25 protein-coding genes are annotated in these 24,382 nt (G+C 52.4%); 20 read left to right on the top strand and 5 right to left on the bottom strand.

The genetic code is table 11. The annotated features are described in order from the left end of the window. Positions 1-12 precede the first annotated feature (12 nt). Positions 13-291, top strand: a complete 279-nt coding sequence (locus K0778_RS09585; protein ID WP_000559764.1) for a YfcL family protein — start codon at positions 13-15, stop codon at positions 289-291. A 120-nt stretch (positions 292-411) separates the two neighbouring features. On the opposite strand, the gene mnmC is transcribed toward K0778_RS09585, so the two are convergent. Beyond that, the gene (mnmC, locus tag K0778_RS09590; protein WP_000683789.1) at positions 412-2,418 is read right to left on the bottom strand and encodes a bifunctional tRNA (5-methylaminomethyl-2-thiouridine)(34)-methyltransferase MnmD/FAD-dependent 5-carboxymethylaminomethyl-2-thiouridine(34) oxidoreductase MnmC; all 2,007 of its coding nucleotides are present in this window, start codon (positions 2,416-2,418) and stop codon (positions 412-414) included. Between the two features lie 158 nt (positions 2,419-2,576). Here mnmC and fabB point away from each other — a divergent pair, with 158 nt between their 5' ends. Together fabB and K0778_RS09600 are read left to right on the top strand one after the other, a co-directional pair. Further along, a complete protein-coding gene (fabB, locus tag K0778_RS09595; protein ID WP_000817178.1) occupies positions 2,577-3,797 on the top strand; it encodes a beta-ketoacyl-ACP synthase I in 1,221 nt (406 codons plus the stop codon). A gap of 264 nt (positions 3,798-4,061) precedes the next feature. Beyond that, a complete protein-coding gene (locus tag K0778_RS09600) occupies positions 4,062-5,240 on the top strand; it encodes an arabinose transporter (RefSeq protein ID WP_000127751.1) in 1,179 nt (392 codons plus the stop codon). Here the strand turns inward: K0778_RS09600 and flk are convergent. Further along, the gene (gene flk, locus K0778_RS09605; protein WP_000615834.1) at positions 5,237-6,232 is read right to left on the bottom strand and encodes a flagella biosynthesis regulator Flk; all 996 of its coding nucleotides are present in this window, start codon (positions 6,230-6,232) and stop codon (positions 5,237-5,239) included. The two genes, K0778_RS09600 and flk, sit on opposite strands and share 4 nt — an antisense overlap. 98 nt (positions 6,233-6,330) lie before the next feature. Between flk and pdxB the strand changes: the two genes are divergently transcribed. The 16 genes from pdxB (at position 6,331) to rpnB (ending at position 21,533) form a co-directional block, all read left to right on the top strand. Beyond that, a complete protein-coding gene (pdxB, locus tag K0778_RS09610; RefSeq protein WP_000699145.1) occupies positions 6,331-7,467 on the top strand; it encodes a 4-phosphoerythronate dehydrogenase PdxB in 1,137 nt (378 codons plus the stop codon). 65 nt (positions 7,468-7,532) lie between these two features. After that, positions 7,533-8,546, top strand: a complete 1,014-nt coding sequence (locus K0778_RS09615) for an aspartate-semialdehyde dehydrogenase (RefSeq protein ID WP_001289167.1) — start codon at positions 7,533-7,535, stop codon at positions 8,544-8,546. Next, on the top strand, positions 8,546-9,358 hold the full coding sequence (truA, locus tag K0778_RS09620) for a tRNA pseudouridine(38-40) synthase TruA (protein ID WP_063084750.1): 813 nt from the start codon (positions 8,546-8,548) through the stop codon (positions 9,356-9,358). Before K0778_RS09615 ends, truA begins: the two co-directional genes overlap by 1 nt. 82 nt (positions 9,359-9,440) lie before the next feature. After that, positions 9,441-10,100, top strand: a complete 660-nt coding sequence (locus K0778_RS09625; RefSeq protein WP_000364335.1) for a DedA family protein — start codon at positions 9,441-9,443, stop codon at positions 10,098-10,100. A gap of 155 nt (positions 10,101-10,255) precedes the next feature. After that, a complete protein-coding gene (accD, locus tag K0778_RS09630) occupies positions 10,256-11,170 on the top strand; it encodes an acetyl-CoA carboxylase, carboxyltransferase subunit beta (RefSeq protein ID WP_000118404.1) in 915 nt (304 codons plus the stop codon). A 69-nt stretch (positions 11,171-11,239) separates the two neighbouring features. Next, positions 11,240-12,508, top strand: coding sequence for a bifunctional tetrahydrofolate synthase/dihydrofolate synthase (gene folC / locus K0778_RS09635; RefSeq protein ID WP_000584546.1), 1,269 nt, complete (start codon positions 11,240-11,242; stop codon positions 12,506-12,508). Continuing rightward, positions 12,498-13,160, top strand: coding sequence for a cell division protein DedD (gene dedD, locus K0778_RS09640; RefSeq protein WP_000146992.1), 663 nt, complete (start codon positions 12,498-12,500; stop codon positions 13,158-13,160). The genes folC and dedD overlap by 11 nt, the downstream gene beginning before the upstream one ends. A gap of 258 nt (positions 13,161-13,418) precedes the next feature. Next, complete coding sequence (cvpA, locus tag K0778_RS09645; RefSeq protein WP_000262113.1) at positions 13,419-13,907, top strand: colicin V production protein; 489 nt, start codon at positions 13,419-13,421, stop codon at positions 13,905-13,907. A 36-nt stretch (positions 13,908-13,943) separates the two neighbouring features. Then, entirely contained in the window at positions 13,944-15,461 is a 1,518-nt protein-coding gene (gene purF, locus K0778_RS09650) for an amidophosphoribosyltransferase (protein WP_000334220.1), read from the top strand. A gap of 94 nt (positions 15,462-15,555) precedes the next feature. Next, on the top strand, positions 15,556-16,125 hold the full coding sequence (ubiX, locus tag K0778_RS09655) for a flavin prenyltransferase UbiX (RefSeq protein ID WP_000825700.1): 570 nt from the start codon (positions 15,556-15,558) through the stop codon (positions 16,123-16,125). A 265-nt stretch (positions 16,126-16,390) separates the two neighbouring features. Next, positions 16,391-17,173, top strand: coding sequence for a lysine/arginine/ornithine ABC transporter substrate-binding protein ArgT (argT, locus tag K0778_RS09660; protein WP_000748271.1), 783 nt, complete (start codon positions 16,391-16,393; stop codon positions 17,171-17,173). Between the two features lie 220 nt (positions 17,174-17,393). After that, positions 17,394-18,176 carry a histidine ABC transporter substrate-binding protein HisJ gene (hisJ, locus tag K0778_RS09665; protein WP_000737621.1) on the top strand — a complete coding sequence of 261 codons (783 nt, stop codon included), beginning with the start codon at positions 17,394-17,396 and terminating at the stop codon, positions 18,174-18,176. A gap of 89 nt (positions 18,177-18,265) precedes the next feature. After that, positions 18,266-18,952 carry a histidine ABC transporter permease HisQ gene (gene hisQ, locus K0778_RS09670; RefSeq protein WP_000965522.1) on the top strand — a complete coding sequence of 229 codons (687 nt, stop codon included), beginning with the start codon at positions 18,266-18,268 and terminating at the stop codon, positions 18,950-18,952. Continuing rightward, a complete protein-coding gene (locus tag K0778_RS09675) occupies positions 18,949-19,665 on the top strand; it encodes an ABC transporter permease (protein WP_000569958.1) in 717 nt (238 codons plus the stop codon). The genes hisQ and K0778_RS09675 overlap by 4 nt, the downstream gene beginning before the upstream one ends. A gap of 7 nt (positions 19,666-19,672) precedes the next feature. Further along, the gene (hisP, locus tag K0778_RS09680) at positions 19,673-20,446 is read left to right on the top strand and encodes a histidine ABC transporter ATP-binding protein HisP (RefSeq protein WP_001293613.1); all 774 of its coding nucleotides are present in this window, start codon (positions 19,673-19,675) and stop codon (positions 20,444-20,446) included. Between the two features lie 196 nt (positions 20,447-20,642). Beyond that, positions 20,643-21,533, top strand: coding sequence for a recombination-promoting nuclease RpnB (rpnB, locus tag K0778_RS09685; RefSeq protein ID WP_000156149.1), 891 nt, complete (start codon positions 20,643-20,645; stop codon positions 21,531-21,533). A 47-nt stretch (positions 21,534-21,580) separates the two neighbouring features. Here rpnB and K0778_RS09690 read toward each other — a convergent pair whose 3' ends face one another. From K0778_RS09690 to yfcG, 3 genes are read right to left on the bottom strand one after another with little or no spacing between them, the layout of a single operon-like run. Further along, positions 21,581-22,474 (bottom strand): TIGR01777 family oxidoreductase, encoded by an 894-nt coding sequence (locus K0778_RS09690; protein ID WP_001028341.1) that lies wholly within the window; start codon positions 22,472-22,474, stop codon positions 21,581-21,583. A gap of 20 nt (positions 22,475-22,494) precedes the next feature. After that, a complete protein-coding gene (folX, locus tag K0778_RS09695) occupies positions 22,495-22,857 on the bottom strand; it encodes a dihydroneopterin triphosphate 2'-epimerase (protein ID WP_000068457.1) in 363 nt (120 codons plus the stop codon). 56 nt (positions 22,858-22,913) lie between these two features. Continuing rightward, a complete protein-coding gene (yfcG, locus tag K0778_RS09700; protein WP_000566471.1) occupies positions 22,914-23,561 on the bottom strand; it encodes a GSH-dependent disulfide bond oxidoreductase in 648 nt (215 codons plus the stop codon). A gap of 135 nt (positions 23,562-23,696) precedes the next feature. On the opposite strand from yfcG, the gene yfcF reads away from it, so the two are divergent. After that, positions 23,697-24,341 carry a glutathione transferase gene (yfcF, locus tag K0778_RS09705; RefSeq protein ID WP_000042442.1) on the top strand — a complete coding sequence of 215 codons (645 nt, stop codon included), beginning with the start codon at positions 23,697-23,699 and terminating at the stop codon, positions 24,339-24,341. Positions 24,342-24,382 lie beyond the last annotated feature (41 nt).

Genomic DNA, 24,382 nt, shown 5'->3' on the forward strand with positions numbered 1-24,382 from the left:
TGAGGAAAGAAGATGATCGCGGAGTTTGAATCACGCATTCTGGCATTAATCGACGGTATGGTTGACCATGCCAGTGATGATGAGTTGTTTGCCAGTGGGTATTTGCGTGGCCACCTGACATTAGCCATCGCAGAACTGGAAAGTGGTGATGACCACTCCGCTCAGGCGGTGCATACGACCGTTAGCCAGAGTCTGGAAAAAGCCATTGGTGCTGGTGAATTGTCGCCGCGTGACCAGGCGCTGGTGACCGATATGTGGGAAAACCTGTTTCAGCAGGCGTCACAGCAGTAAGTTGCGGCGTCTGGAGCAGCATGCCTGATGCGACGCTTATCGCGTCTTATCAGGCCTACACGTCACACGTAGGTCGGATAAGGCGTTCACGCCGCATCCGGCAAACACTGCGAGAGCAGATTACCCCGCCTTAACCGCTTTACCCTTCAACAATTTCCGCACCCATAACCGATTCGGGTTTAACGCCGCCAGCGTACTGGCATCCATCGGAATCGGTTCGTCGCTCATCTGCGCCGCCAGAATCTCGGCACACAGCGGGGCAGAACACAAACCGCGAGAACCTAAAGCCGCAAACATAAAGAGATCGTCAAAAACCGGCGCGCTTACCGCCTCATCTTTCTGCTCCGCCAACGACGCATATTCCACGAGTGTTGCCTCATAATCGGGAACATTGCCTACCATTGGCAGATGATCGCGGGTGGCACAACGCACACCGCAGCGCGCCTCTTTATCACTGACATCAACCTCTTTTGCCCACTGTGCCTGCGGGAAACAATCAATCAACCGCTGGCGATTCTGCTGCTGATCGTCCTCACTGTACGCCGTATCTTCGCTGCCGCGATGATAACTGGCACCAATACAATGATGTTGATTCGCCGGATTTTGTGGCGTGAGATAACCGTCATAGCACAGCACCTGCTTCAGCTCTGCCAATTCCGGCGTTGTCGGAATATGGCTGACCTGCCCGGCAACCGAATACACCGGGAGAGTCGACGTTTGGCTGAATCGGCTGATTTGATGCCCGTTCGCCAGTACCACTACGCTGTGTGTTGCTTGCTGATCTCCTGCAAAATTCAACAACCAACAGTCATCCTTACGGGATAAATTCTGTAACTGATATTGATAATAAATCTGCAAACCCTGCTGTTGCGCCAGTTCCAGCACATTACGGGTCAGTTCTGCTGGGCACAGCCAACCACCTTGCGGATAAGTAATGCCGCTGCAATTTGTCGCAACGCCCGTAATTTGTTCAACCGCATTTGCCTCAACGGCTACAGCCAGTTCTGCGGGTAAATCCATTGACAACATCTGTGCGATTTTATGCTGGCTTTTCTCATCCCAGCCTAACTGCGTGACGCCGCACCAGTCATGATCAAATTTAACGGGTAATTGGTCGTAAAACCGACGAGCAAAAGTAAACGCATTAGAGAAAAAGCGGTTTAGCGCCTCATCGTGTTTGCTTAATAACGGATACAGCGCCCCCTGGCGATTGCCGGAAGCACCCAGTGCGGGGGCCTCATCCGCGCAATAAAGCGTTACCTGCCAGCCGCGCCGTAATAGCGCCAGCGACAACAACGCGCTGGCAATACCACCGCCGATAATCGCCGCTTCCCGTTTGCTGCTGCCCGTGCGGTTAAACCACGGCGCGGAGCAGGGGAGCGGTAATGTCTGTTCCATCACCCCGCAAAGCATTTCCCGTTTGCGCCCAAAGCCCTTACGTTTTTGCATCGTGAATCCGGCGTCCTGCAAACCGCGGCGGACAAAACCGGCAGACGTAAATGTCGCCAGCGTGCCGCCCGGACGCGCCAACCTTGCCATGGCGTTAAACAGATTTTGCGTCCACATATCCGGGTTTTTCGCTGGCGCAAAGCCGTCCAGAAACCAGGCATCTACTTTTTGATTTAGCGAATCGTCCAGTTGGCTGGTCAGTTCGTTAATATCGCCAAACCATAAATCCAGCGTCACGCGGCCTGCATCGAGCAATAAACGATGGCAACCGGGCAAGGGCATTGGCCACTGCGCCTGAAGTTGTTCTGCCCACGGAGCCAGTTCCGGCCAGTGTTGATGCGCTAAGGCTAAATCCGCACGGGTGAGGGGAAATTTCTCAAAACTAATGAAATGTAAGCGTTGTAATTGCGCTTGCGGATGCGCTTCGCGAAACTGATCAAATGCCTGCCATAGCGTCAGGAAGTTTAATCCGGTGCCGAAGCCGCTCTCTGCTACCACAAACAGAGGATGTGGATGCTCAGGAAAGCGTACCTCTAATTGGTTGCCTCCCAGAAAAACATAACGCGTCTCTTCCAGCCCGTTATCGTTGGAAAAATAGACATCGTCAAAATCTCGGGAAACAGGTGTACCCTCAGCATTAAATTCGAGGTTGGCAGGTTGTATGGAGTAGTGTTTCACGTAAGTTACTCGTCTTACAGGCGGTGGCTCGATCTTAGCGATGTGTGTAAGGCTGCGCAAATTTCTCTATTAAATGGCTGATCGGACTTGTTCGGCGTACAAGTGTACGCTATTGTGCATTCGAAACTTACTCTATGTGCGACTTACAGAGGTATTGAATGAAACGTGCAGTGATTACTGGCCTGGGCATTGTTTCCAGCATCGGTAATAACCAGCAGGAAGTCCTGGCATCTCTGCGTGAAGGACGTTCAGGGATCACTTTCTCTCAGGAGCTGAAGGATTCCGGCATGCGTAGCCACGTCTGGGGCAACGTAAAACTGGATACCACTGGCCTCATTGACCGCAAAGTTGTGCGCTTTATGAGCGACGCATCCATTTATGCATTCCTTTCTATGGAGCAGGCAATCGCTGATGCGGGCCTCTCTCCGGAAGCTTACCAGAATAACCCGCGCGTTGGCCTGATTGCAGGTTCCGGCGGCGGCTCCCCGCGTTTCCAGGTGTTCGGCGCTGACGCGATGCGCGGCCCGCGCGGCCTGAAAGCGGTTGGCCCGTATGTGGTCACCAAAGCGATGGCATCCGGCGTTTCTGCCTGCCTCGCCACCCCGTTTAAAATTCATGGCGTTAACTACTCCATCAGCTCCGCGTGTGCGACTTCCGCACACTGTATCGGTAACGCAGTAGAGCAGATCCAACTGGGCAAACAGGACATCGTGTTTGCTGGCGGCGGCGAAGAGCTGTGCTGGGAAATGGCTTGCGAATTCGACGCAATGGGTGCGCTGTCTACTAAATACAACGACACCCCGGAAAAAGCCTCCCGTACTTACGACGCTCACCGTGACGGTTTCGTTATCGCTGGCGGCGGCGGTATGGTAGTGGTTGAAGAGCTGGAACACGCGCTGGCGCGTGGTGCTCACATCTATGCTGAAATCGTTGGCTACGGCGCAACCTCTGATGGTGCAGACATGGTTGCTCCGTCTGGCGAAGGCGCAGTACGCTGCATGAAGATGGCGATGCATGGCGTTGATACCCCAATCGATTACCTGAACTCCCACGGTACTTCGACTCCGGTTGGCGACGTGAAAGAGCTGGCAGCTATCCGTGAAGTGTTCGGCGATAAGAGCCCGGCGATTTCTGCAACCAAAGCCATGACCGGTCACTCTCTGGGCGCTGCTGGCGTACAGGAAGCTATCTACTCTCTGCTGATGCTGGAACACGGCTTTATCGCCCCGAGCATCAACATTGAAGAGCTGGACGAGCAGGCTGCAGGTCTGAACATCGTGACCGAAACGACCGATCGCGAACTGACCACCGTTATGTCTAACAGCTTCGGCTTCGGCGGCACCAACGCCACGCTGGTAATGCGCAAGCTGAAAGATTAATTCGCCGTAGGTCGGGTAAGGCGCGCCAGCGTCGCATCCGACGTTACGCGCCAATGCGGCCTCCGGCACTAACACAAAAGGGAACCCGATGGTTCCCTTTTTCACATCATTGACAATCGCCGCCTGTTCCAGGCAAACTTCCCGCTTTGTCGATTTCCTTCTGAAAAGACGTACGCGTTAAATCCTGCCAACGCACTGTAACCCTGAAACCAGAGAGATGAGACGGGGATACTCCTCGCCTTGCGCTGCATTCTGGAGTAATGCATGACTGCTGTAAGCCAAACCGAAACACGATCTTCTGCCAATTTTTCGCTCTTCCGCATCGCTTTTGCGGTTTTTCTCACCTACATGACCGTAGGGCTGCCGTTGCCGGTTATCCCGCTGTTTGTTCATCATGATCTGGGCTATGGCAATACCATGGTCGGGATTGCCGTCGGGATTCAGTTTCTGGCTACGGTGCTGACGCGTGGCTATGCCGGGCGACTGGCCGATCAATATGGCGCAAAACGTTCGGCGCTTCAGGGGATGTTAGCTTGTGGTCTGGCTGGCGGCGCGTTGCTGCTGGCGGCGATTTTGCCTGTCTCCGCACCGTTCAAATTTGCCCTGTTGGTCATCGGGCGTTTGATTCTTGGCTTTGGTGAAAGCCAGTTACTGACAGGCGCTCTGACCTGGGGGTTAGGCATCGTAGGGCCAAAACACTCTGGCAAAGTGATGTCATGGAATGGAATGGCGATTTACGGTGCCCTCGCTGTTGGTGCTCCGCTTGGCCTGTTGATTCATAGCCATTACGGTTTTGCCGCACTGGCGATCACCACAATGGTATTACCCTTACTGGCGTGGGCCTGTAACGGCACAGTGCGCAAAGTACCGGCCCTGGCGGGAGAACGTCCATCGCTGTGGAGCGTTGTCGGGCTTATCTGGAAACCAGGGTTAGGTCTGGCACTACAAGGCGTTGGTTTTGCTGTTATCGGGACTTTCGTTTCGCTCTACTTTGCCAGCAAAGGATGGGCGATGGCGGGCTTTACTCTTACCGCGTTTGGCGGCGCATTTGTCGTGATGCGCGTCATGTTTGGCTGGATGCCGGACCGTTTTGGCGGCGTGAAAGTGGCGATTGTCTCTCTGCTTGTAGAAACGGTGGGCTTGTTGCTGCTCTGGCAAGCCCCAGGTGCATGGGTCGCATTAGCGGGCGCGGCGTTAACCGGAGCCGGATGTTCGCTTATCTTTCCTGCGCTGGGCGTGGAGGTGGTTAAACGCGTCCCCTCACAAGTTCGCGGCACCGCACTGGGCGGTTACGCCGCGTTTCAGGATATCGCCCTCGGCGTCTCCGGGCCGCTGGCGGGAATGCTGGCGACCACGTTTGGTTACTCTTCGGTATTTCTTGCCGGGGCGATCTCTGCGGTGCTGGGTATTATTGTCACGATACTGTCATTTCGTCGGGGTTAACGAACCAGCCAGACCAGCATCAGGATAATCGCGACTAACAGTATCCACAGCGCGGGACGCGTTGCCATATTTTGCAACGTGTCCATCATCGGTGGAAAAGGATTAAGCAGCGGTTGCATAACACGCGGATCAATCCCTTTAACCCGCCGTTGATAAAGCTGATTAAGAATATCCTCGGCCTGGGCAGAAGAAAGCGATGATTGCGCAGAAAGACCATATTTTTGCTGGATATATGCCGATAACGCCGCCAGTTCACTGGCATCTAAAGGTTGTTTTAGCGTCATCTGTAGTGATTCCAGCGTCGGCGTATTTTGCTGGCTTAGCGTCTGACGCGCCTGTAGCCAGGTCACCAGATGGTTAAACAGTTTCGCTGGAATTAACTCGCCATCTTTCACCCCGGAAAGTTCCAGCATCGATTGCCAGATCTGTTTGCTGGGTTCCCCCGTTGCCGCCGCAAGTTTGGTCACCAGCTGTTTTAGCGCATTGTGCTCCGCCGGTAATAAAGGACGGTCGGTCGCCTCGCGCTGCTGTGGTTGCGGAATAACCATCTTCCCTTCCTGCAACAGGGTGAGAATGGTTTTTAATTGCTCCGGTGAGAGCTGATTCAGCGGCGTCTGACCAAAGTTATGACGGATATAATCCGTGACCGCCTGACGATTATTCCCCAGACGTAAATACTCCCCTAATTGCGCTAAAAGCTGGCGGGCAGAATGGCTTTTTTGCGCGGCCAGCAGACGTTGCGCCAGATTATGCTCAGCGGCAGGGAAGTGACGCGAAAGCAGCGGTGAATCTCCCGACAGACCAATATCGTGCCTGATACCCGCCCACAGTTCTGCTCTTTGCTGTTGCGTCAGTGAGGTCACTTTCGTCATTAAGCTTTCCAGCGAAGTACGTTGCTGACTGGATAAAGGCTGATTGCCCGTGCCAGACGGCAGATTATCTCCCTGACCTGGTGGTTGCCCAGGAGGAGGGCCGGAAATAGGTTGTATCATTACGTATCCTTATACCTGAAATCTTCGCAAGTATGCCTGGCCGCGAGATTATGGCACACTTGTCCGGTTAACTCTCGTCTCATACAGGTAACACAAACGTGAAAATCCTTGTTGATGAAAATATGCCTTATGCCCGCGACTTATTTAGCCGTTTGGGTGAGGTGACCGCGGTTCCCGGGCGTCCAATCCCCGTCGCTCAACTGGCAGACGCGGATGCGCTGATGGTGCGTTCGGTCACGAAAGTGAATGAATCTTTGCTGGCAGGAAAACCCATTAAATTTGTTGGCACTGCCACTGCGGGGACCGACCATGTCGATGAAGCATGGTTGAAGCAGGCGGGAATTGGTTTTTCCGCTGCACCTGGCTGTAATGCGATTGCGGTGGTGGAATATGTTTTCTCCTCCCTGCTGATGCTTGCCGAACGCGATGGATTTTCACTGTACGACCGTACGGTGGGGATCGTGGGCGTTGGTAACGTTGGACGTCGATTGCAGGCGCGACTGGAAGCGTTAGGGATTAAAACCTTACTTTGCGATCCGCCTCGCGCCGACCGTGGGGATGAGGGTGATTTCCGCTCGCTGGATGAGTTAGTCCAGCGCGCGGATATTCTGACTTTCCATACGCCACTCTTTAAAGATGGTCCGTACAAAACGCTACATCTGGCGGATGAAAAACTGATCCGTAGCCTGAAGCCCGGAGCGATTCTGATTAACGCCTGCCGTGGCGCAGTCGTCGATAATACTGCGTTGCTGACCTGCCTGAATGAAGGCCAGAAGTTAAGCGTAGTGCTGGATGTCTGGGAAGGCGAACCGGAACTCAACGTCGAGCTGCTGAAAAAAGTGGATATCGGCACGCCGCATATCGCAGGCTATACCCTGGAAGGTAAAGCACGCGGTACTACGCAAGTGTTTGAAGCTTATAGCAAGTTTATTGGGCATGAACAGCACGTTGCGCTGGATACATTACTGCCTGCGCCAGAGTTTGGTCGCATTACGCTGCATGGCCCGCTCGATCAACCGACGCTGAAAAGGCTGGTGCATTTGGTGTATGATGTGCGCCGCGATGACGCACCGCTGCGTAAAGTCGCCGGGATACCGGGTGAGTTCGATAAACTGCGCAAAAACTATCTTGAGCGCCGTGAATGGTCATCTCTGTATGTAATTTGTGATGACGCCAGTGCGGCATCATTGCTGTGTAAACTGGGTTTTAACGCCGTTCATCATCCGGCACGTTAATCTCTTCTTCATGCTCTCTGCTGTAACATTGGCAGGGAGCTTTGCTATTTCTGGAGTAAACCACCATGTCTGAAGGCTGGAACATTGCCGTCCTGGGCGCAACTGGCGCTGTGGGCGAAGCCCTGCTTGAAACGCTGGCTGAACGTCAGTTCCCGGTTGGGGAAATTTATGCACTGGCACGTAACGAAAGCGCAGGCGAACAACTGCGCTTTGGTGGTAAGACAATCACCGTGCAGGATGCCGCTGAATTCGACTGGACGCAGGCGCAGCTGGCATTTTTTGTCGCAGGCAAAGAAGCTACCGCTGCCTGGGTTGAAGAAGCGACCAACTCAGGTTGCCTGGTGATCGACAGCAGTGGATTGTTTGCTCTCGAACCCGACGTACCGCTGGTGGTGCCGGAAGTAAACCCGTTTGTACTGACAGATTACCGGAACCGGAATGTCATCGCCGTACCAGACAGTCTGACCAGCCAGCTGCTGGCGGCACTGAAACCGTTAATCGATCAGGGCGGTTTATCACGTATCAGCGTTACCAGCCTGATTTCAGCCTCCGCCCAGGGCAAAAAAGCGGTCGATGCGTTAGCGGGGCAGAGTGCGAAATTGCTCAACGGCATTCCGATTGACGAAGAAGATTTCTTCGGGCGTCAGCTGGCGTTCAACATGCTGCCGTTACTGCCGGATAGCGAAGGTAGCGTGCGTGAAGAACGTCGTATCGTTGACGAAGTACGCAAAATCCTGCAGGACGAAGGGCTGATGATTTCGGCTAGCGTCGTCCAGGCACCGGTATTCTACGGTCATGCCCAGATGGTCAACTTTGAAGCTCTGCGTCCACTGGCAGCAGAAGAAGCGCGTGATGCGTTTGTTCAAGGCGAAGATATTGTGCTCTCTGAAGAGAACGAATTCCCAACTCAGGTAGGTGATGCTTCGGGTACGCCGCATCTTTCTGTTGGCTGCGTGCGTAATGACTACGGTATGCCGGAGCAAGTCCAGTTCTGGTCGGTGGCCGATAACGTTCGCTTTGGCGGCGCGCTGATGGCAGTAAAAATCGCCGAGAAACTGGTGCAGGAGTATCTGTACTAATGTCCGACCAGCAACAACCGCCAGTTTATAAAATTGCGCTGGGCATTGAGTACGACGGCAGTAAGTATTACGGCTGGCAACGGCAGAACGAAGTCCGCAGTGTGCAGGAGAAGCTGGAAAAGGCGCTCTCCCAGGTGGCGAACGAACCCATCACCGTCTTCTGCGCCGGGCGTACTGACGCAGGGGTACACGGTACCGGGCAGGTTGTGCATTTCGAAACAACCGCGCTGCGCAAAGACGCGGCGTGGACCTTGGGCGTAAATGCGAATTTACCTGGTGACATCGCTGTGCGTTGGGTTAAAGCTGTACCTGATGATTTTCATGCCCGATTTAGCGCCACGGCTCGCCGTTATCGCTACATCATCTACAATCATCGGCTGCGCCCGGCGGTACTGAGTAAAGGGGTAACCCATTTTTACGAACCGCTGGACGCTGAACGGATGCATCGGGCTGCGCAATGCTTGCTGGGCGAGAATGATTTCACCTCGTTCCGTGCGGTGCAGTGCCAGTCCCGAACCCCGTGGCGCAACGTTATGCATATTAATGTCACGCGTCACGGTCCTTATGTGGTGGTAGATATTAAAGCGAATGCTTTTGTACATCATATGGTCAGGAATATTGTCGGCAGCCTGATGGAAGTCGGTGCCCACAACCAGCCGGAGAGCTGGATAGCAGAGTTGCTGGCGGCAAAGGACAGAACGCTGGCGGCAGCAACGGCAAAAGCGGAAGGGCTGTATCTGGTCGCGGTGGATTACCCTGACCAGTATGATCTTCCAAAACCGCCAATGGGCCCGCTATTTCTGGCGGACTAACGAGAATAATGCTCGGAACATTTCAGGCTGTAGCCAACGTAGTTACAGCCTGAAAGATGACGAGTACAAGGCATAGGCAAATATGGACCTGATTTATTTCCTCATCGATTTTATCCTGCACATTGACGTGCATCTGGCAGAGCTGGTCGCGGAGTACGGCGTCTGGGTTTATGCCATTTTGTTCTTAATTTTGTTCTGTGAAACCGGTCTGGTGGTAACGCCGTTTTTACCGGGTGATTCATTGCTGTTTGTTGCCGGAGCGTTGGCATCACTGGAAACCAACGATCTCAACGTCCATATGATGGTGGTGCTGATGCTGATCGCCGCGATTGTGGGTGACGCGGTCAATTACACTATCGGGCGGTTGTTCGGTGAAAAGTTGTTCAGTAATCCCAATTCGAAAATTTTCCGTCGCAGTTATCTCGACAAAACCCATCAGTTTTATGAGAAACATGGCGGCAAAACGATTATTCTCGCCCGTTTTGTGCCGATCGTCAGAACGTTCGCCCCGTTTGTTGCGGGAATGGGCCACATGTCGTACCGTCATTTCGCCGCTTATAACGTGATCGGCGCACTGTTGTGGGTACTGCTTTTTACCTACGCAGGCTATTTCTTCGGTACAATCCCGATGGTTCAGGATAACCTTAAGCTGCTGATCGTCGGGATTATTGTGGTTTCTATTTTGCCGGGCGTCATCGAAATAATCCGTCACAAACGCGCTGCGGCACGCGCCGCAAAATAAAAAGTAACTCCGCGGTTCGACCACTTTTTTATCCAAAGTTTCGGGCTGTTATGTTTTAATGTGCAACATTCATGGTCTGTTGGGGGCAAAAATGGCATTATGCGTCCCCAAAGATAAAACTGGCATCGAACCAGGTTCAGACAGAAAGGTCCCTAATGAGCTGGATTGAACGAATTAAAAGCAACATTACTCCCACCCGCAAGGCGAGCATTCCTGAAGGGGTGTGGACTAAGTGTGATAGCTGCGGTCAGGTTTTATACCGCGCTGAGCTGGAACGTAATCTTGAGGTCTGTCCGAAGTGTGACCATCACATGCGTATGACAGCGCGTAATCGCCTGCATAGCCTGTTAGATGAAGGAAGCCTTGTGGAGCTGGGTAGCGAGCTTGAGCCGAAAGATGTGCTGAAGTTTCGTGACTCCAAGAAGTATAAAGACCGTCTGGCATCTGCGCAGAAAGAAACCGGCGAAAAAGATGCGCTGGTGGTGATGAAAGGCACTCTGTATGGAATGCCGGTTGTCGCTGCGGCATTCGAGTTCGCCTTTATGGGCGGTTCAATGGGGTCTGTTGTGGGTGCACGTTTCGTGCGTGCCGTTGAGCAGGCGCTGGAAGATAACTGCCCGCTGATCTGCTTCTCCGCCTCTGGTGGCGCACGTATGCAGGAAGCACTGATGTCGCTGATGCAGATGGCGAAAACCTCTGCGGCACTGGCAAAAATGCAGGAGCGCGGCTTGCCGTACATCTCCGTGCTGACCGACCCGACGATGGGCGGTGTTTCTGCAAGTTTCGCCATGCTGGGCGATCTCAACATCGCTGAACCGAAAGCGTTAATCGGCTTTGCCGGTCCGCGTGTTATCGAACAGACCGTTCGCGAAAAACTGCCGCCTGGATTCCAGCGCAGTGAATTCCTGATCGAGAAAGGCGCGATCGACATGATCGTCCGTCGTCCGGAAATGCGCCTGAAACTGGCGAGCATTCTGGCGAAGTTGATGAATCTGCCAGCGCCGAATCCTGAAGCGCCGCGTGAAGGCGTAGTGGTACCCCCGGTACCGGATCAGGAACCTGAGGCCTGATAACTGATAAGGGCAGGGCCACTGGCTCTGCCCTTTTGCTATTCTCACCGTAACGAATCAGCGGATACCATGATTATCAAACGCACTCCTCAAGCCGCGTCGCCTCTGGCTTCGTGGCTTTCTTATCTGGAAAACCTGCACAGTAAAACTATCGATCTCGGCCTTGAGCGCGTGAGCCTGGTCGCGGCGCGTCTTGGCGTCCTGAAACCAGCGCCATTTGTGTTTACCGTTGCGGGTACGAATGGCAAAGGCACCACCTGCCGTACGCTGGAGTCGATTCTGATGGCGGCAGGGTACAAAGTGGGCGTCTACAGTTCGCCTCATCTGGTGCGTTATACCGAGCGCGTACGTGTGCAGGGCCAGGAATTGCCGGAATCGGCCCATACCGCCTCTTTTGCGGAGATTGAATCGGCACGCGGTGATATTTCCCTGACCTATTTCGAGTACGGTACGCTGTCGGCGTTGTGGCTGTTCAAGCAGGCACAACTTGACGTGGTGATTCTGGAAGTAGGGCTGGGCGGTCGTCTGGACGCAACCAATATTGTCGACGCCGATGTCGCGGTAGTAACCAGTATTGCGCTGGATCATACCGACTGGCTGGGTCCAGATCGCGAAAGTATTGGTCGCGAGAAAGCAGGCATCTTCCGCAGCGAAAAACCGGCAATTGTCGGTGAGCCGGAAATGCCTTCTACCATTGCTGATGTGGCGCAGGAAAAAGGTGCACTGTTACAACGTCGGGGCGTTGAGTGGAACTATTCCGTCACCGATCATGACTGGGCGTTTAGCGATGCTCACGGCACGCTGGAAAATCTGCCGTTGCCGCTTGTCCCGCAACCGAATGCCGCAACAGCGCTGGCGGCACTGCGTGCCAGCGGGCTGGAAGTCAGTGAAAATGCCATTCGCGACGGGATTGCCAGCGCAATTTTGCCGGGACGTTTCCAGATTGTGAGCGAGTCGCCACGCGTTATTTTTGATGTCGCGCATAATCCACATGCGGCGGAATATCTCACCGGGCGTATGAAAGCGCTACCGAAAAACGGGCGCGTGCTGGCGGTTATCGGTATGCTACATGATAAAGATATTGCCGGAACTCTGGCCTGGTTGAAAAGCGTGGTTGATGACTGGTATTGTGCGCCACTGGAAGGGCCGCGCGGTGCCACGGCAGAACAACTGCTTGAGCATTTGGGTAACGGCAAATCATTTGATAGCGTTGCGCAGGCATGGGATGCCGCAATGGCGGACGCTAAAGCGGAAGACACCGTGCTGGTGTGTGGTTCTTTCCACACGGTCGCACATGTCATGGAAGTGATTGACGCGAGGAGAAGCGGTGGCAAGTAAGTTTCAGAATCGGTTAGTGGGCACGATCGTGCTGGTGGCGCTGGGGGTGATTGTACTTCCAGGGCTGCTGGACGGGCAGAAAAAACATTATCAGGATGAGTTCGCGGCTATCCCGCTGGTGCCGAAAGCGGGCGATCGTGATGAGCCTGATATGATGCCAGCCGCCACCCAGGCGTTACCGACGCAGCCGCCGGAAGGCGCAGCGGAAGAGGTGCGGGCAGGTGATGCCGCAGCACCGTCGCTCGATCCGGCCACTATTGCAGCCAATAACACCGAGTTTGAACCGGAACCTGCACCGGTCGCCCCACCGAAGCCGAAACCGGTGGAGCCGCCTAAACCAAAGGTTGAAGCACCACCTGCGCCGAAGCCAGAACCGAAGCCGGTCGTGGAAGAAAAAGCTGCACCGACGGGTAAAGCCTATGTTGTGCAACTGGGTGCGCTGAAAAATGCCGATAAAGTGAATGAGATTGTCGGTAAGCTGCGCGGTGCCGGTTATCGGGTTTATACGTCGCCATCCACGCCAGTGCAGGGTAAAATTACCCGTATTCTGGTTGGGCCGGATGCCTCGAAAGATAAGCTGAAAGGTTCGCTGGGTGAGTTGAAGCAACTTTCTGGCTTAAGTGGCGTGGTAATGGGCTATACGCCGAATTAATACGGTCTTGCCTGATGCGACGCTGGCGCGTCTTATCAGGCCTACGCAGGGGTAGAACCGTAGGTCGGATAAGGCGTTTACGCCGCATCCGACACGCATTGCCCGATGCCGCAAAGGCATAAAAAGTCGATGGCGTTGAATATTTTTTCAGCGCCATTTTTATTGATGCGCGGGAAGGAAATCCCTACGCAAACGTTTTCTTTTTCTGTTAGAATGCGCCCCGAACAGGATGACAGGGCGTAAAATCGTGGGACACATATGGTCTGGATTGATTACGCCATAATCGCGGTGATTGCTTTTTCCTCTCTGGTTAGCCTGATCCGCGGCTTTGTTCGTGAAGCGTTATCGCTGGTGACATGGGGTTGTGCTTTCTTTGTTGCCAGTCATTACTACACTTACCTGTCAGTCTGGTTTACGGGCTTTGAAGACGAACTGGTTCGAAATGGGATTGCCATCGCGGTACTGTTTATCGCTACCCTGATCGTTGGTGCTATCGTGAACTTCGTGATAGGCCAGTTGGTGGAGAAAACGGGGTTGTCAGGCACCGATCGGGTGCTGGGCGTCTGTTTCGGTGCGTTGCGCGGTGTGTTGATTGTTGCTGCCATTCTCTTCTTTCTCGACTCCTTTACCGGGGTGTCGAAAAGCGAAGACTGGAGCAAATCACAGCTGATCCCGCAATTCAGTTTTATCATCAGATGGTTTTTTGATTATCTGCAAAGCTCGTCAAGTTTCTTGCCCAGAGCGTAAGTGCTCTGAGATGTGGCTTAACGAGGAAAAAGACGTATGTGCGGTATTGTCGGTATCGCCGGTGTTATGCCGGTTAACCAGTCGATTTATGATGCCTTAACGGTGCTTCAGCATCGCGGTCAGGATGCCGCCGGCATCATCACCATAGATGCCAATAACTGCTTCCGTTTGCGTAAAGCGAACGGGCTGGTGAGCGATGTATTTGAAGCTCGCCATATGCAGCGTTTGCAGGGCAATATGGGCATTGGTCATGTGCGTTACCCCACGGCTGGCAGCTCCAGCGCCTCTGAAGCGCAGCCGTTTTACGTTAACTCCCCGTATGGCATTACGCTTGCCCACAACGGCAATCTGACCAACGCTCACGAGTTGCGTAAAAAACTGTTTGAAGAAAAACGCCGCCACATCAACACCACTTCCGACTCGGAAATTCTGCTTAATATCTTCGCCAGCGAGCTGGACAACTTCCGCCACTACCCGCTGGAAGCCGACAATATTTTCGCTGCCATTGCTGCCACAAACCGCTTAATCCGCGGCGCGTATGCCTGTGTGGCGATGATTATCGGCCACGGTATGGTTGCTTTCCGCGATCCAAACGGGATTCGTCCGCTGGTACTGGGAAAACGTGATATTGACGAGAACCGTACAGAATATATGGTCGCTTCCGAAAGCGTAGCGCTCGATACGCTGGGCTTTGATTTCCTGCGTGACGTCGCGCCGGGCGAAGCGATTTACATCACTGAAGAAGGGCAGTTGTTTACCCGTCAATGTGCTGACAATCCGGTCAGCAATCCGTGCCTGTTTGAGTATGTATACTTTGCCCGCCCGGACTCGTTTATCGACAAAATTTCCGTTTACAGCGCGCGTGTGAATATGGGCACGAAACTGGGCGAGAAAATTGCCCGCGAATGGGAAGATCTGGATATCGACGTGGTGATCCCGATCCCAGAAACCTCGTGTGATATCGCGCTGGAAATTGCTCGTATTCTGGGCAAACCGTACCGCCAGGGCTTCGTTAAAAACCGCTATGTTGGCCGCACCTTTATCATGCCGGGCCAGCAGCTGCGTCGTAAGTCCGTGCGCCGTAAACTGAATGCCAACCGCGCCGAGTTCCGCGATAAAAACGTCCTGCTGGTCGACGACTCCATCGTCCGTGGCACCACTTCTGAGCAGATTATCGAGATGGCACGCGAAGCCGGAGCGAAGAAAGTGTACCTCGCTTCTGCGGCACCGGAAATTCGCTTCCCGAACGTTTATGGTATTGATATGCCGAGCGCCACGGAACTGATCGCTCACGGTCGCGAAGTTGATGAAATTCGCCAGATCATCGGTGCTGACGGGTTGATTTTCCAGGATCTGAACGATCTGATCGACGCCGTTCGCGCTGAAAATCCGGATATCCAGCAGTTTGAATGCTCGGTGTTCAACGGCGTCTACGTCACCAAAGATGTTGATCAGGGCTACCTCGATTTCCTCGATACGTTACGTAATGATGACGCCAAAGCAGTGCAACGTCAGAACGAAGTGGAAAATCTCGAAATGCATAACGAAGGATGATGCCTTCGCTGAGGGTGCCGGTCTGGCACCCTGACTTGCAACTCCCGCCGAAATCCTGCAAAGTCTGCCTGCAAGTCTGACAGGGCAACTATTTATGAAACGACTCATTGTAGGCATCAGCGGTGCCAGCGGCGCGATTTATGGCGTGCGCTTATTACAGGTTCTGCGCGATGTCACAGATATCGAAACGCATCTGGTGATGAGCCAGGCAGCGCGCCAGACCTTATCCCTCGAAACGGATTTTTCTCTGCGCGAAGTGCAGGCATTAGCCGATGTCACGCACGATGCGCGCGATATTGCCGCCAGCATCTCTTCCGGTTCTTTCCAGACGCTGGGGATGGTGATTTTACCCTGTTCAATCAAAACCCTTTCCGGCATTGTCCATAGCTATACTGATGGCTTACTGACCCGTGCGGCAGATGTGGTGCTGAAAGAGCGTCGCCCGTTGGTGCTCTGCGTGCGTGAAACACCATTGCACTTAGGCCATCTGCGTTTAATGACTCAGGCGGCAGAAATCGGTGCGGTGATTATGCCTCCCGTTCCGGCGTTTTATCATCGCCCGCAATCCCTTGATGATGTGATAAATCAGACGGTTAATCGTGTTCTTGACCAGTTTGCGATAACCCTTCCTGAAGATCTCTTTGCCCGCTGGCAGGGCGCATAACTCCGCTGTTGCCCTGTTTCAGGGCAATTTTGCAACCGCGATCAAATCCTCGACATTTTGTTTCTGCCATTCAATCGAAACGCTGCGATTCAACCGCTATACCTGCTATCTTCAACTTCAGGACAATAATGCAACGTCTTATTAACATATTTAACGTTGAATGTTACTGTTGTCGTCAAGATGGCATAAGACCTGCATGAAAGAGCCTGCAAACACACAACACAATACACAACATAAAAAAGCCATTTTCACTTGAGGGTTATGTATGAAGAAGTCGATTCTCGCTCTGTCTTTGTTAGTCGGTCTCTCCACAGCGGCTTCCAGCTATGCGGCGCTACCGGAGACGGTACGTATCGGAACCGATACCACCTACGCACCGTTCTCATCGAAAGATGCTAAAGGTGATTTTGTTGGCTTTGATATCGATCTCGGTAACGAGATGTGCAAACGGATGCAGGTGAAATGTACCTGGGTTGCCAGTGACTTTGACGCGCTGATCCCCTCACTGAAAGCGAAAAAAATCGACGCTATTATTTCGTCGCTTTCCATTACCGATAAACGTCAGCAGGAGATTGCCTTCTCCGACAAGCTGTACGCCGCAGATTCTCGTTTGATTGCGGCCAAAGGTTCACCGATTCAGCCAACGCTGGATTCACTGAAAGGTAAACATGTTGGTGTGCTGCAGGGATCAACCCAGGAAGCTTACGCTAACGAGACCTGGCGTAGTAAAGGCGTGGATGTGGTGGCCTATGCCAACCAGGATTTGGTCTATTCCGATCTGGCTGCAGGACGTCTGGATGCTGCGTTACAAGATGAAGTTGCTGCCAGCGAAGGATTCCTCAAGCAACCTGCTGGTAAAGATTTCGCCTTTGCTGGCTCATCAGTAAAAGACAAAAAATACTTCGGTGATGGCACCGGTGTAGGGCTACGTAAAGATGATGCTGAACTGACGGCTGCCTTCAATAAGGCGCTTGGCGAGCTGCGTCAGGACGGCACCTACGACAAGATGGCGAAAAAGTATTTCGACTTTAATGTCTACGGTGACTGATACGTCGCTGGGAAGCTGTACCTGATGGAATGATCATCATGGTGCACGCCAGGTTTGTTGCACTATCGTGGTGCATTGAAATGCATACTTAAGCATTTTTAATGAAAAATAATACGTCTAACGGGGCGGGATATTTTGCCTTGATGGTCAATTTTATGGCACGATAAGTGTAACAAACCTGTAAATATTCCCTATAAAAAGACTGTCAGTTGAGGACATTATGAAAAAACTGGTGCTATCGCTCTCTCTGGTTCTGGCCTTCTCCAGCGCAACTGCGGCGTTTGCTGCGATTCCGCAAAACATCCGCATCGGTACCGACCCGACCTATGCGCCATTTGAATCAAAAAATTCACAAGGCGAACTGGTTGGCTTCGATATCGATCTGGCAAAGGAATTATGCAAACGCATCAATACGCAATGTACGTTTGTCGAAAATCCGCTGGATGCGTTAATCCCGTCCTTAAAAGCGAAGAAGATTGACGCCATCATGTCATCGCTTTCCATTACGGAAAAACGTCAGCAAGAAATAGCCTTCACCGACAAACTGTACGCTGCCGATTCTCGTTTGGTGGTGGCGAAAAATTCTGACATTCAGCCGACAGTCGAGTCGCTGAAAGGCAAACGGGTAGGCGTATTGCAGGGCACCACCCAGGAGACGTTCGGTAATGAACATTGGGCACCAAAAGGCATTGAAATCGTCTCGTATCAGGGGCAGGACAACATTTATTCTGACCTGACTGCCGGACGTATTGATGCCGCGTTCCAGGATGAGGTCGCTGCCAGCGAAGGTTTCCTCAAACAACCTGTCGGTAAAGATTACAAATTCGGTGGCCCGTCTGTTAAAGATGAAAAACTGTTTGGCGTAGGGACCGGCATGGGCCTGCGTAAAGAAGATAACGAACTGCGCGAAGCACTGAACAAAGCCTTTGCCGAAATGCGCGCTGACGGTACTTACGAGAAATTAGCGAAAAAGTACTTCGATTTTGATGTTTATGGTGGCTAATCGCCATCGGTGAAAGAAAGCCCGCTCCCTTCGGGTAACCGGAGGGAGACAAGAGGCGGTAATTCACCACACACGACAGGACAGGCAGCATGTTGTATGGGTTTTCAGGTGTTATTTTACAGGGTGCGCTCGTCACGCTGGAGCTGGCTATCAGCTCTGTAGTGCTCGCTGTAATCATCGGTTTAATTGGCGCTGGCGGTAAGCTCTCGCAAAATCGGCTTTCGGGGCTGATTTTCGAAGGGTACACCACGCTGATTCGTGGCGTGCCGGACTTAGTGTTGATGCTGCTGATTTTCTACGGTTTGCAGATTGCGCTAAACACGGTGACGGAGGCGATGGGCGTCGGGCAGATTGATATCGATCCGATGGTCGCTGGTATTATCACTCTCGGTTTTATCTACGGTGCTTATTTTACCGAAACGTTCCGTGGTGCTTTTATGGCAGTGCCGAAAGGACATATAGAGGCGGCGACGGCGTTCGGTTTTACTCGTGGGCAAGTGTTTCGGCGGATCATGTTTCCGTCGATGATGCGTTACGCCCTGCCAGGCATTGGCAACAACTGGCAGGTGATCCTCAAATCTACCGCACTGGTTTCGTTACTCGGCCTGGAAGATGTGGTCAAAGCCACCCAACTGGCAGGCAAAAGTACCTGGGAACCGTTCTATTTCGCCATCGTCTGTGGCGTGATTTACCTGGTTTTCACCACTGTTTCCAATGGTGTGCTGCTGTTCCTTGAGCGCCGCTACTCCGTGGGTGTGAAGAGGGCTGACCTGTGATCGAAATCTTACATGAATACTGGAAACCGCTGCTGTGGACCGACGGTTATCGCTTTACTGGTGTGGCGATCACTCTGTGGCTGCTTATTTTGTCGGTAGTGATAGGCGGAGTCCTGGCGCTGTTTCTGGCGATTGGTCGTGTCTCCAGTAATAAATACATCCAGTTTCCAATCTGGTTATTTACCTATATTTTTCGCGGTACGCCGCTGTATGTTCAGTTGCTGGTGTTCTATTCCGGCATGTACACGCTTGAGATTGTTAAGGGAACCGAATTCCTTAACGCTTTCTTCCGCAGTGGCCTGAACTGTACCGTGCTGGCGCTGACGCTTAACACCTGCGCTTACACTACCGAGATTTTTGCTGGGGCAATCCGTTCGGTTCCGCATGGGGAAATTGAAGCCGCCAGAGCCTATGGCTTCTCGACTTTTAAAATGTATCGCTGCATTATTTTGCCTTCTGCGCTGCGTATTGCGTTACCGGCATACAGCAACGAAGTGATCCTGATGCTGCACTCTACTGCGTTGGCATTTACTGCCACGGTGCCGGATCTGCTGAAAATAGCCCGCGATATTAACGCCGCCACGTATCAACCTTTTACCGCCTTCGGCATTGCCGCGGTGCTCTATTTAATCATCTCTTATGTCCTGATCAGCCTCTTTCGCAGAGCGGAAAAACGCTGGTTGCAGCATGTGAAACCTTCTTCAACGCACTGAGAATACGATGTCCGAGAATAAATTAAACGTTATCGATTTGCACAAACGCTACGGCGAACATGAAGTGCTGAAAGGGGTATCACTGCAAGCGAATGCCGGAGATGTAATAAGCATCATCGGATCGTCGGGATCGGGGAAAAGTACCTTTCTGCGCTGCATTAACTTCCTCGAAAAACCGAGTGAAGGGTCGATCGTGGTCAATGGCCAGACGATCAATCTGGTGCGCGACAAAGACGGTCAACTCAAAGTCGCCGATAAAAATCAACTGCGCTTACTGCGCACACGCCTGACGATGGTATTCCAGCACTTCAATCTCTGGAGCCATATGACGGTGCTGGAAAACGTCATGGAAGCGCCGATTCAGGTGTTGGGCCTGAGCAAGCAGGAAGCGCGCGAGCGGGCGGTGAAGTATCTGGCAAAAGTCGGGATAGACGAACGTGCGCAGGGGAAATATCCGGTGCATCTTTCCGGCGGTCAGCAACAGCGTGTTTCTATCGCGCGGGCGCTGGCGATGGAACCGGAAGTTTTACTGTTTGATGAACCTACCTCGGCGCTCGATCCTGAACTGGTAGGCGAAGTGTTGCGTATTATGCAGCAACTGGCAGAAGAGGGGAAAACCATGGTGGTAGTGACTCACGAAATGGGCTTTGCTCGCCATGTTTCTACTCATGTCATTTTCCTCCATCAGGGGAAAATAGAAGAAGAGGGCGCGCCGGAGCAGTTATTTGGCAACCCGCAAAGCCCTCGTCTGCAACGGTTCCTTAAGGGATCGCTGAAATAATTTCCTCTCCGGTGGCTAACGCTGCCGGAGTATTTTCATGGGGAATTTGCGAGTCAGCTTCCGCTGAAATGTAAAAGTTACAGTCCGCTAAAAATACTTCTGAATTCGCTGTCCAAAGATAAAAACTGCCTGCTGCATTGGGTGTTAATCGTGGTTATTGTCGCGTCATCTTAAATTTGAGGGGTGACGGAACGCCATGACAATATCGACAACTTCCACGCCGCATGATGCGGTATTTAAATCTTTTTTACGCCATCCAGACACCGCGCGGGATTTTATTGATATTCATCTTCCCGCGCCGCTGCGCAAACTGTGTGATTTAACGACGCTTAAACTGGAACCAAACAGTTTTATTGATGAAGACCTGCGGCAATATTATTCCGACCTCTTGTGGTCTGTGAAAACGCAGGAGGGAGTGGGTTATATTTATGTAGTGATAGAGCACCAAAGTAAGCCGGAAGAATTAATGGCTTTTCGCATGATGCGTTATTCCATTGCGGCAATGCAAAACCATCTTGATGCGGGCTATAAAGAGCTTCCATTGGTGCTCCCGATGCTGTTTTATCATGGTTGCAGAAGTCCTTATCCTTATTCACTCTGCTGGCTTGATGAATTTGCCGAGCCTGCTATAGCCCGCAAAATATATTCATCGGCTTTTCCGTTGGTGGATATTACCGTGGTGCCGGATGACGAGATTATGCAACACCGCAAAATGGCGCTGTTGGAGTTAATTCAGAAACATATTCGTCAGCGCGATCTGTTGGGATTAGTCGACCAAATTGTTTCGCTGCTAGTTACAGGGAACACTAATGACAGACAGCTAAAAGCCCTGTTTAATTACGTATTACAAACAGGGGATGCCCAGCGTTTTCGTGCATTTATTGGTGAGATAGCGGAACGCGCACCACAAGAAAAGGAGAAACTGATGACCATTGCTGACAGATTACGTGAAGAAGGCGCAATGCAGGGCAAACACGAAGAAGCCCTGCGTATTGCTCAGGAGATGCTGGATAGAGGTTTAGACAGAGAGTTAGTTATGATGGTGACCCGACTTTCACCAGACGATCTTATCGCGCAAAGCCACTAATCCTGTAACACCGGGAGTTAACTGGCGGATGTTTGCTGTAAACCACATCAGCGAACGACATCCGCCAGCGCCTCTTCTAAATCGTACCAGCGAAACGCAAAACCCGCTTCTTCCAGCCGTTTAGGCAGCGCGCGTTGTCCACCTAATACCAGTACTGAAGATTCGCCCATTAACAGTCGAATGGCGGTCGCGGGGACGCGCAAAATGGCCGGGCGATGCAGCGCATGACCGAGCGCATGGGCAAATTGTTCATTGCGTACCGGGTAGGGCGAAACCATATTAAATGGCCCGCGCAGCTCGTTATCCAGCAGCCAGAGAATACCGTTGACCATATCATCAATATGAATCCAGGCCAGATACTGCCGACCAGAGCCAATCGGCCCGCCCAGGCCAAGACGAAACGGCGGCAGCATTTTACCGAGAATACCGCCATCCGGTGCCAGCACTACACCGGTACGCAGCAGGCACACTCGCGTTTTGTCACTTTGCGCCCGGCAGGCAATTTCTTCCCAGCGAGCGCAGAGTTTATGGGTAAATTCGTTATGCGGCGGTTCCTCTTCGGTAACCACCACTTCACCTAAGTCACCATAATAGCCCGTTGCCGAGCCGGAAATGAGTACCGACGGTGGCGTGTCGCTGGCATTAATCAAATCGACCAGTTTTTGCGTGATATTCCAGCGGCTTTGGCAGAGACGCTCTTTTTGCTCGTGAGTCCAGCGTTTATCAGCAATCGGTTCTCCGGCCAGGTTGATTACCGCATCAACGCCGTTGAGGTTGCTTTGATCGGCAAGCCCTTGCCATAGTGTCACCCGAGGGCCGAGAACGGAACTGGCTTTCTGCGGGTTACGCGTCACTACCGTAATTTGATGGCCCAGCTCCAGCAAACGCGGAATCAAATGGCGACCAATTAATCCTGTCCCTCCGGTGATCACTATGTTCATGCAGCCTCCCGATATGGCGATTAACGCTGCCAGCTTAAGGTCATGGATACCGAATCGGCGTAGCGCAGCGCGTGCAGTTTATCGATCTCCACTTCAGCATACGTCACCCAGTGATGTTCACGTGCGATATCGAGCACATCCTGAGTTAATTTTTCCAGCAAAGAGAAACGGTTATTCTCTACATGCTGAATAATGTTTTTCGTTACGGTGCGATAATTCAGCGCATCGTTGATATCTTCGCTAGTGCGCGCTTTATCGGCGGGGTAGTGGATCGTCACATTGATAACAATATCCTGACGGTTGTTAATTTCTTCTTCCTTAATTCCGATAAACGTACGCAAACGAAGGTTCTTTATACGAATAATAGCGGCAGGTTGTGCCATTGCAGGTTCTCCGTTGTTTTACTTAGGATGAAATAATACACGAGAACCTGTTTCTGTTAACTATCCGAACGCTCATCACCGAGTTGTGCTTTTAGCAGTGCCTGCCCGGTGGCAGGGCGCGAACGGATCCGCTCATGCCAGTTCTTGACTGCCGGATACATTGCTAGGTCAATTCGCTGGCGAGTCCAGGCATTAACCCACGGCCAGCAGGCAATATCCGCAATGCTGTAGTTCTCGCCTCCCAGCCAGGGCGAGTTTTCCAGCCGCTTGTTCAGTACATGGTAAAGACGCTGAGTTTCAACCTGATAACGTTCAATAGCGTAAGGAATGGTTTGGGGGGCTGCGTGATTAAAATGATGATTTTGCCCAAGCATCGGCCCCAGTCCGCCTACCTGCCAGAATAACCACTGTAATGTGGCGGCGCGCTCACGCGTTTCATGACTCAAAAAGAGTCCTGTTTTCTCAGCCAGATACAACAAAATGGCACCAGACTCAAAGAGGCTTAGCGGTTCGCCGCCATCGGCAGGAGAATGATCAACAATTGCCGGAATTTTGTTGTTGGGCGAAATGCGCAAAAATTCCGGACGAAACTGACCGCCTTTCCCCAGGTCTACCTTAATCAAGCGATAATCCAGCTCTGCTTCTTCGAGAAACAGCGTAATTTTGTGACCATTGGGTGTCGGGGCGAAATAGAGATCGATCATTGCAGCTCCGGTTGTTTAATCATCTGAACACCACAAGTATAGAAAGCGCGGCGACTTACGTGAGTATTCGTCACGTGACAGTGACAAAAAGGCTCTATAGTTTGATAGCCAGCCCCCTTTATTGCCGAGGACATAATGAGTAAACCCGCTATCACGCTTTGGTCAGATGCCCACTTTTTCTCCCCTTATGTGTTATCCGCCTGGGTGGCGTTGCAGGAAAAAGGCCTGTCGTTTCATATCAAGACCATCGACCTCGACAGCGGTGAACATTTGCAGCCGACGTGGCAAGGTTACGGTCAGACACGCCGTGTGCCGTTATTACAAATCGATGATTTTGAGTTGAGTGAATCTTCTGCCATTGCGGAGTATCTGGAAGATCGATTTGCGCCACCGACCTGGGAACGTATTTATCCGCTTGATTTAGAAAATCGTGCGCGTGCACGACAGATTCAGGCCTGGCTGCGCAGCGATCTGATGCCCATCCGCGAAGAGCGTCCGACGGATGTTGTCTTTGCGGGGGCGAAAAAAGCGCCACTAACGGCCGAGGGAAAAGCCAGTGCAGAGAAACTGTTCGCGATGGCAGAACATTTGTTAGTACTGGGTCAGCCGAATTTATTTGGTGAATGGTGCATTGCTGATACTGATCTGGCGCTAATGATTAACCGCCTGGTACTACATGGCGATGAGGTGCCAGAACGCCTGGTGGATTATGCAACATTCCAGTGGCAGCGAGCGTCTGTCCAGCGTTTTATTGCACTTTCGGCGAAGCAATCTGGCTGATAGCAACGACAGAATCCAGTATCATAGCTTACGTTTTTTCG

It is taken from the genome of Escherichia sp. XD33 (assembly GCF_019375075.1).
Lineage (GTDB): Bacteria > Pseudomonadota > Gammaproteobacteria > Enterobacterales > Enterobacteriaceae > Enterobacter > Enterobacter flexneri_A.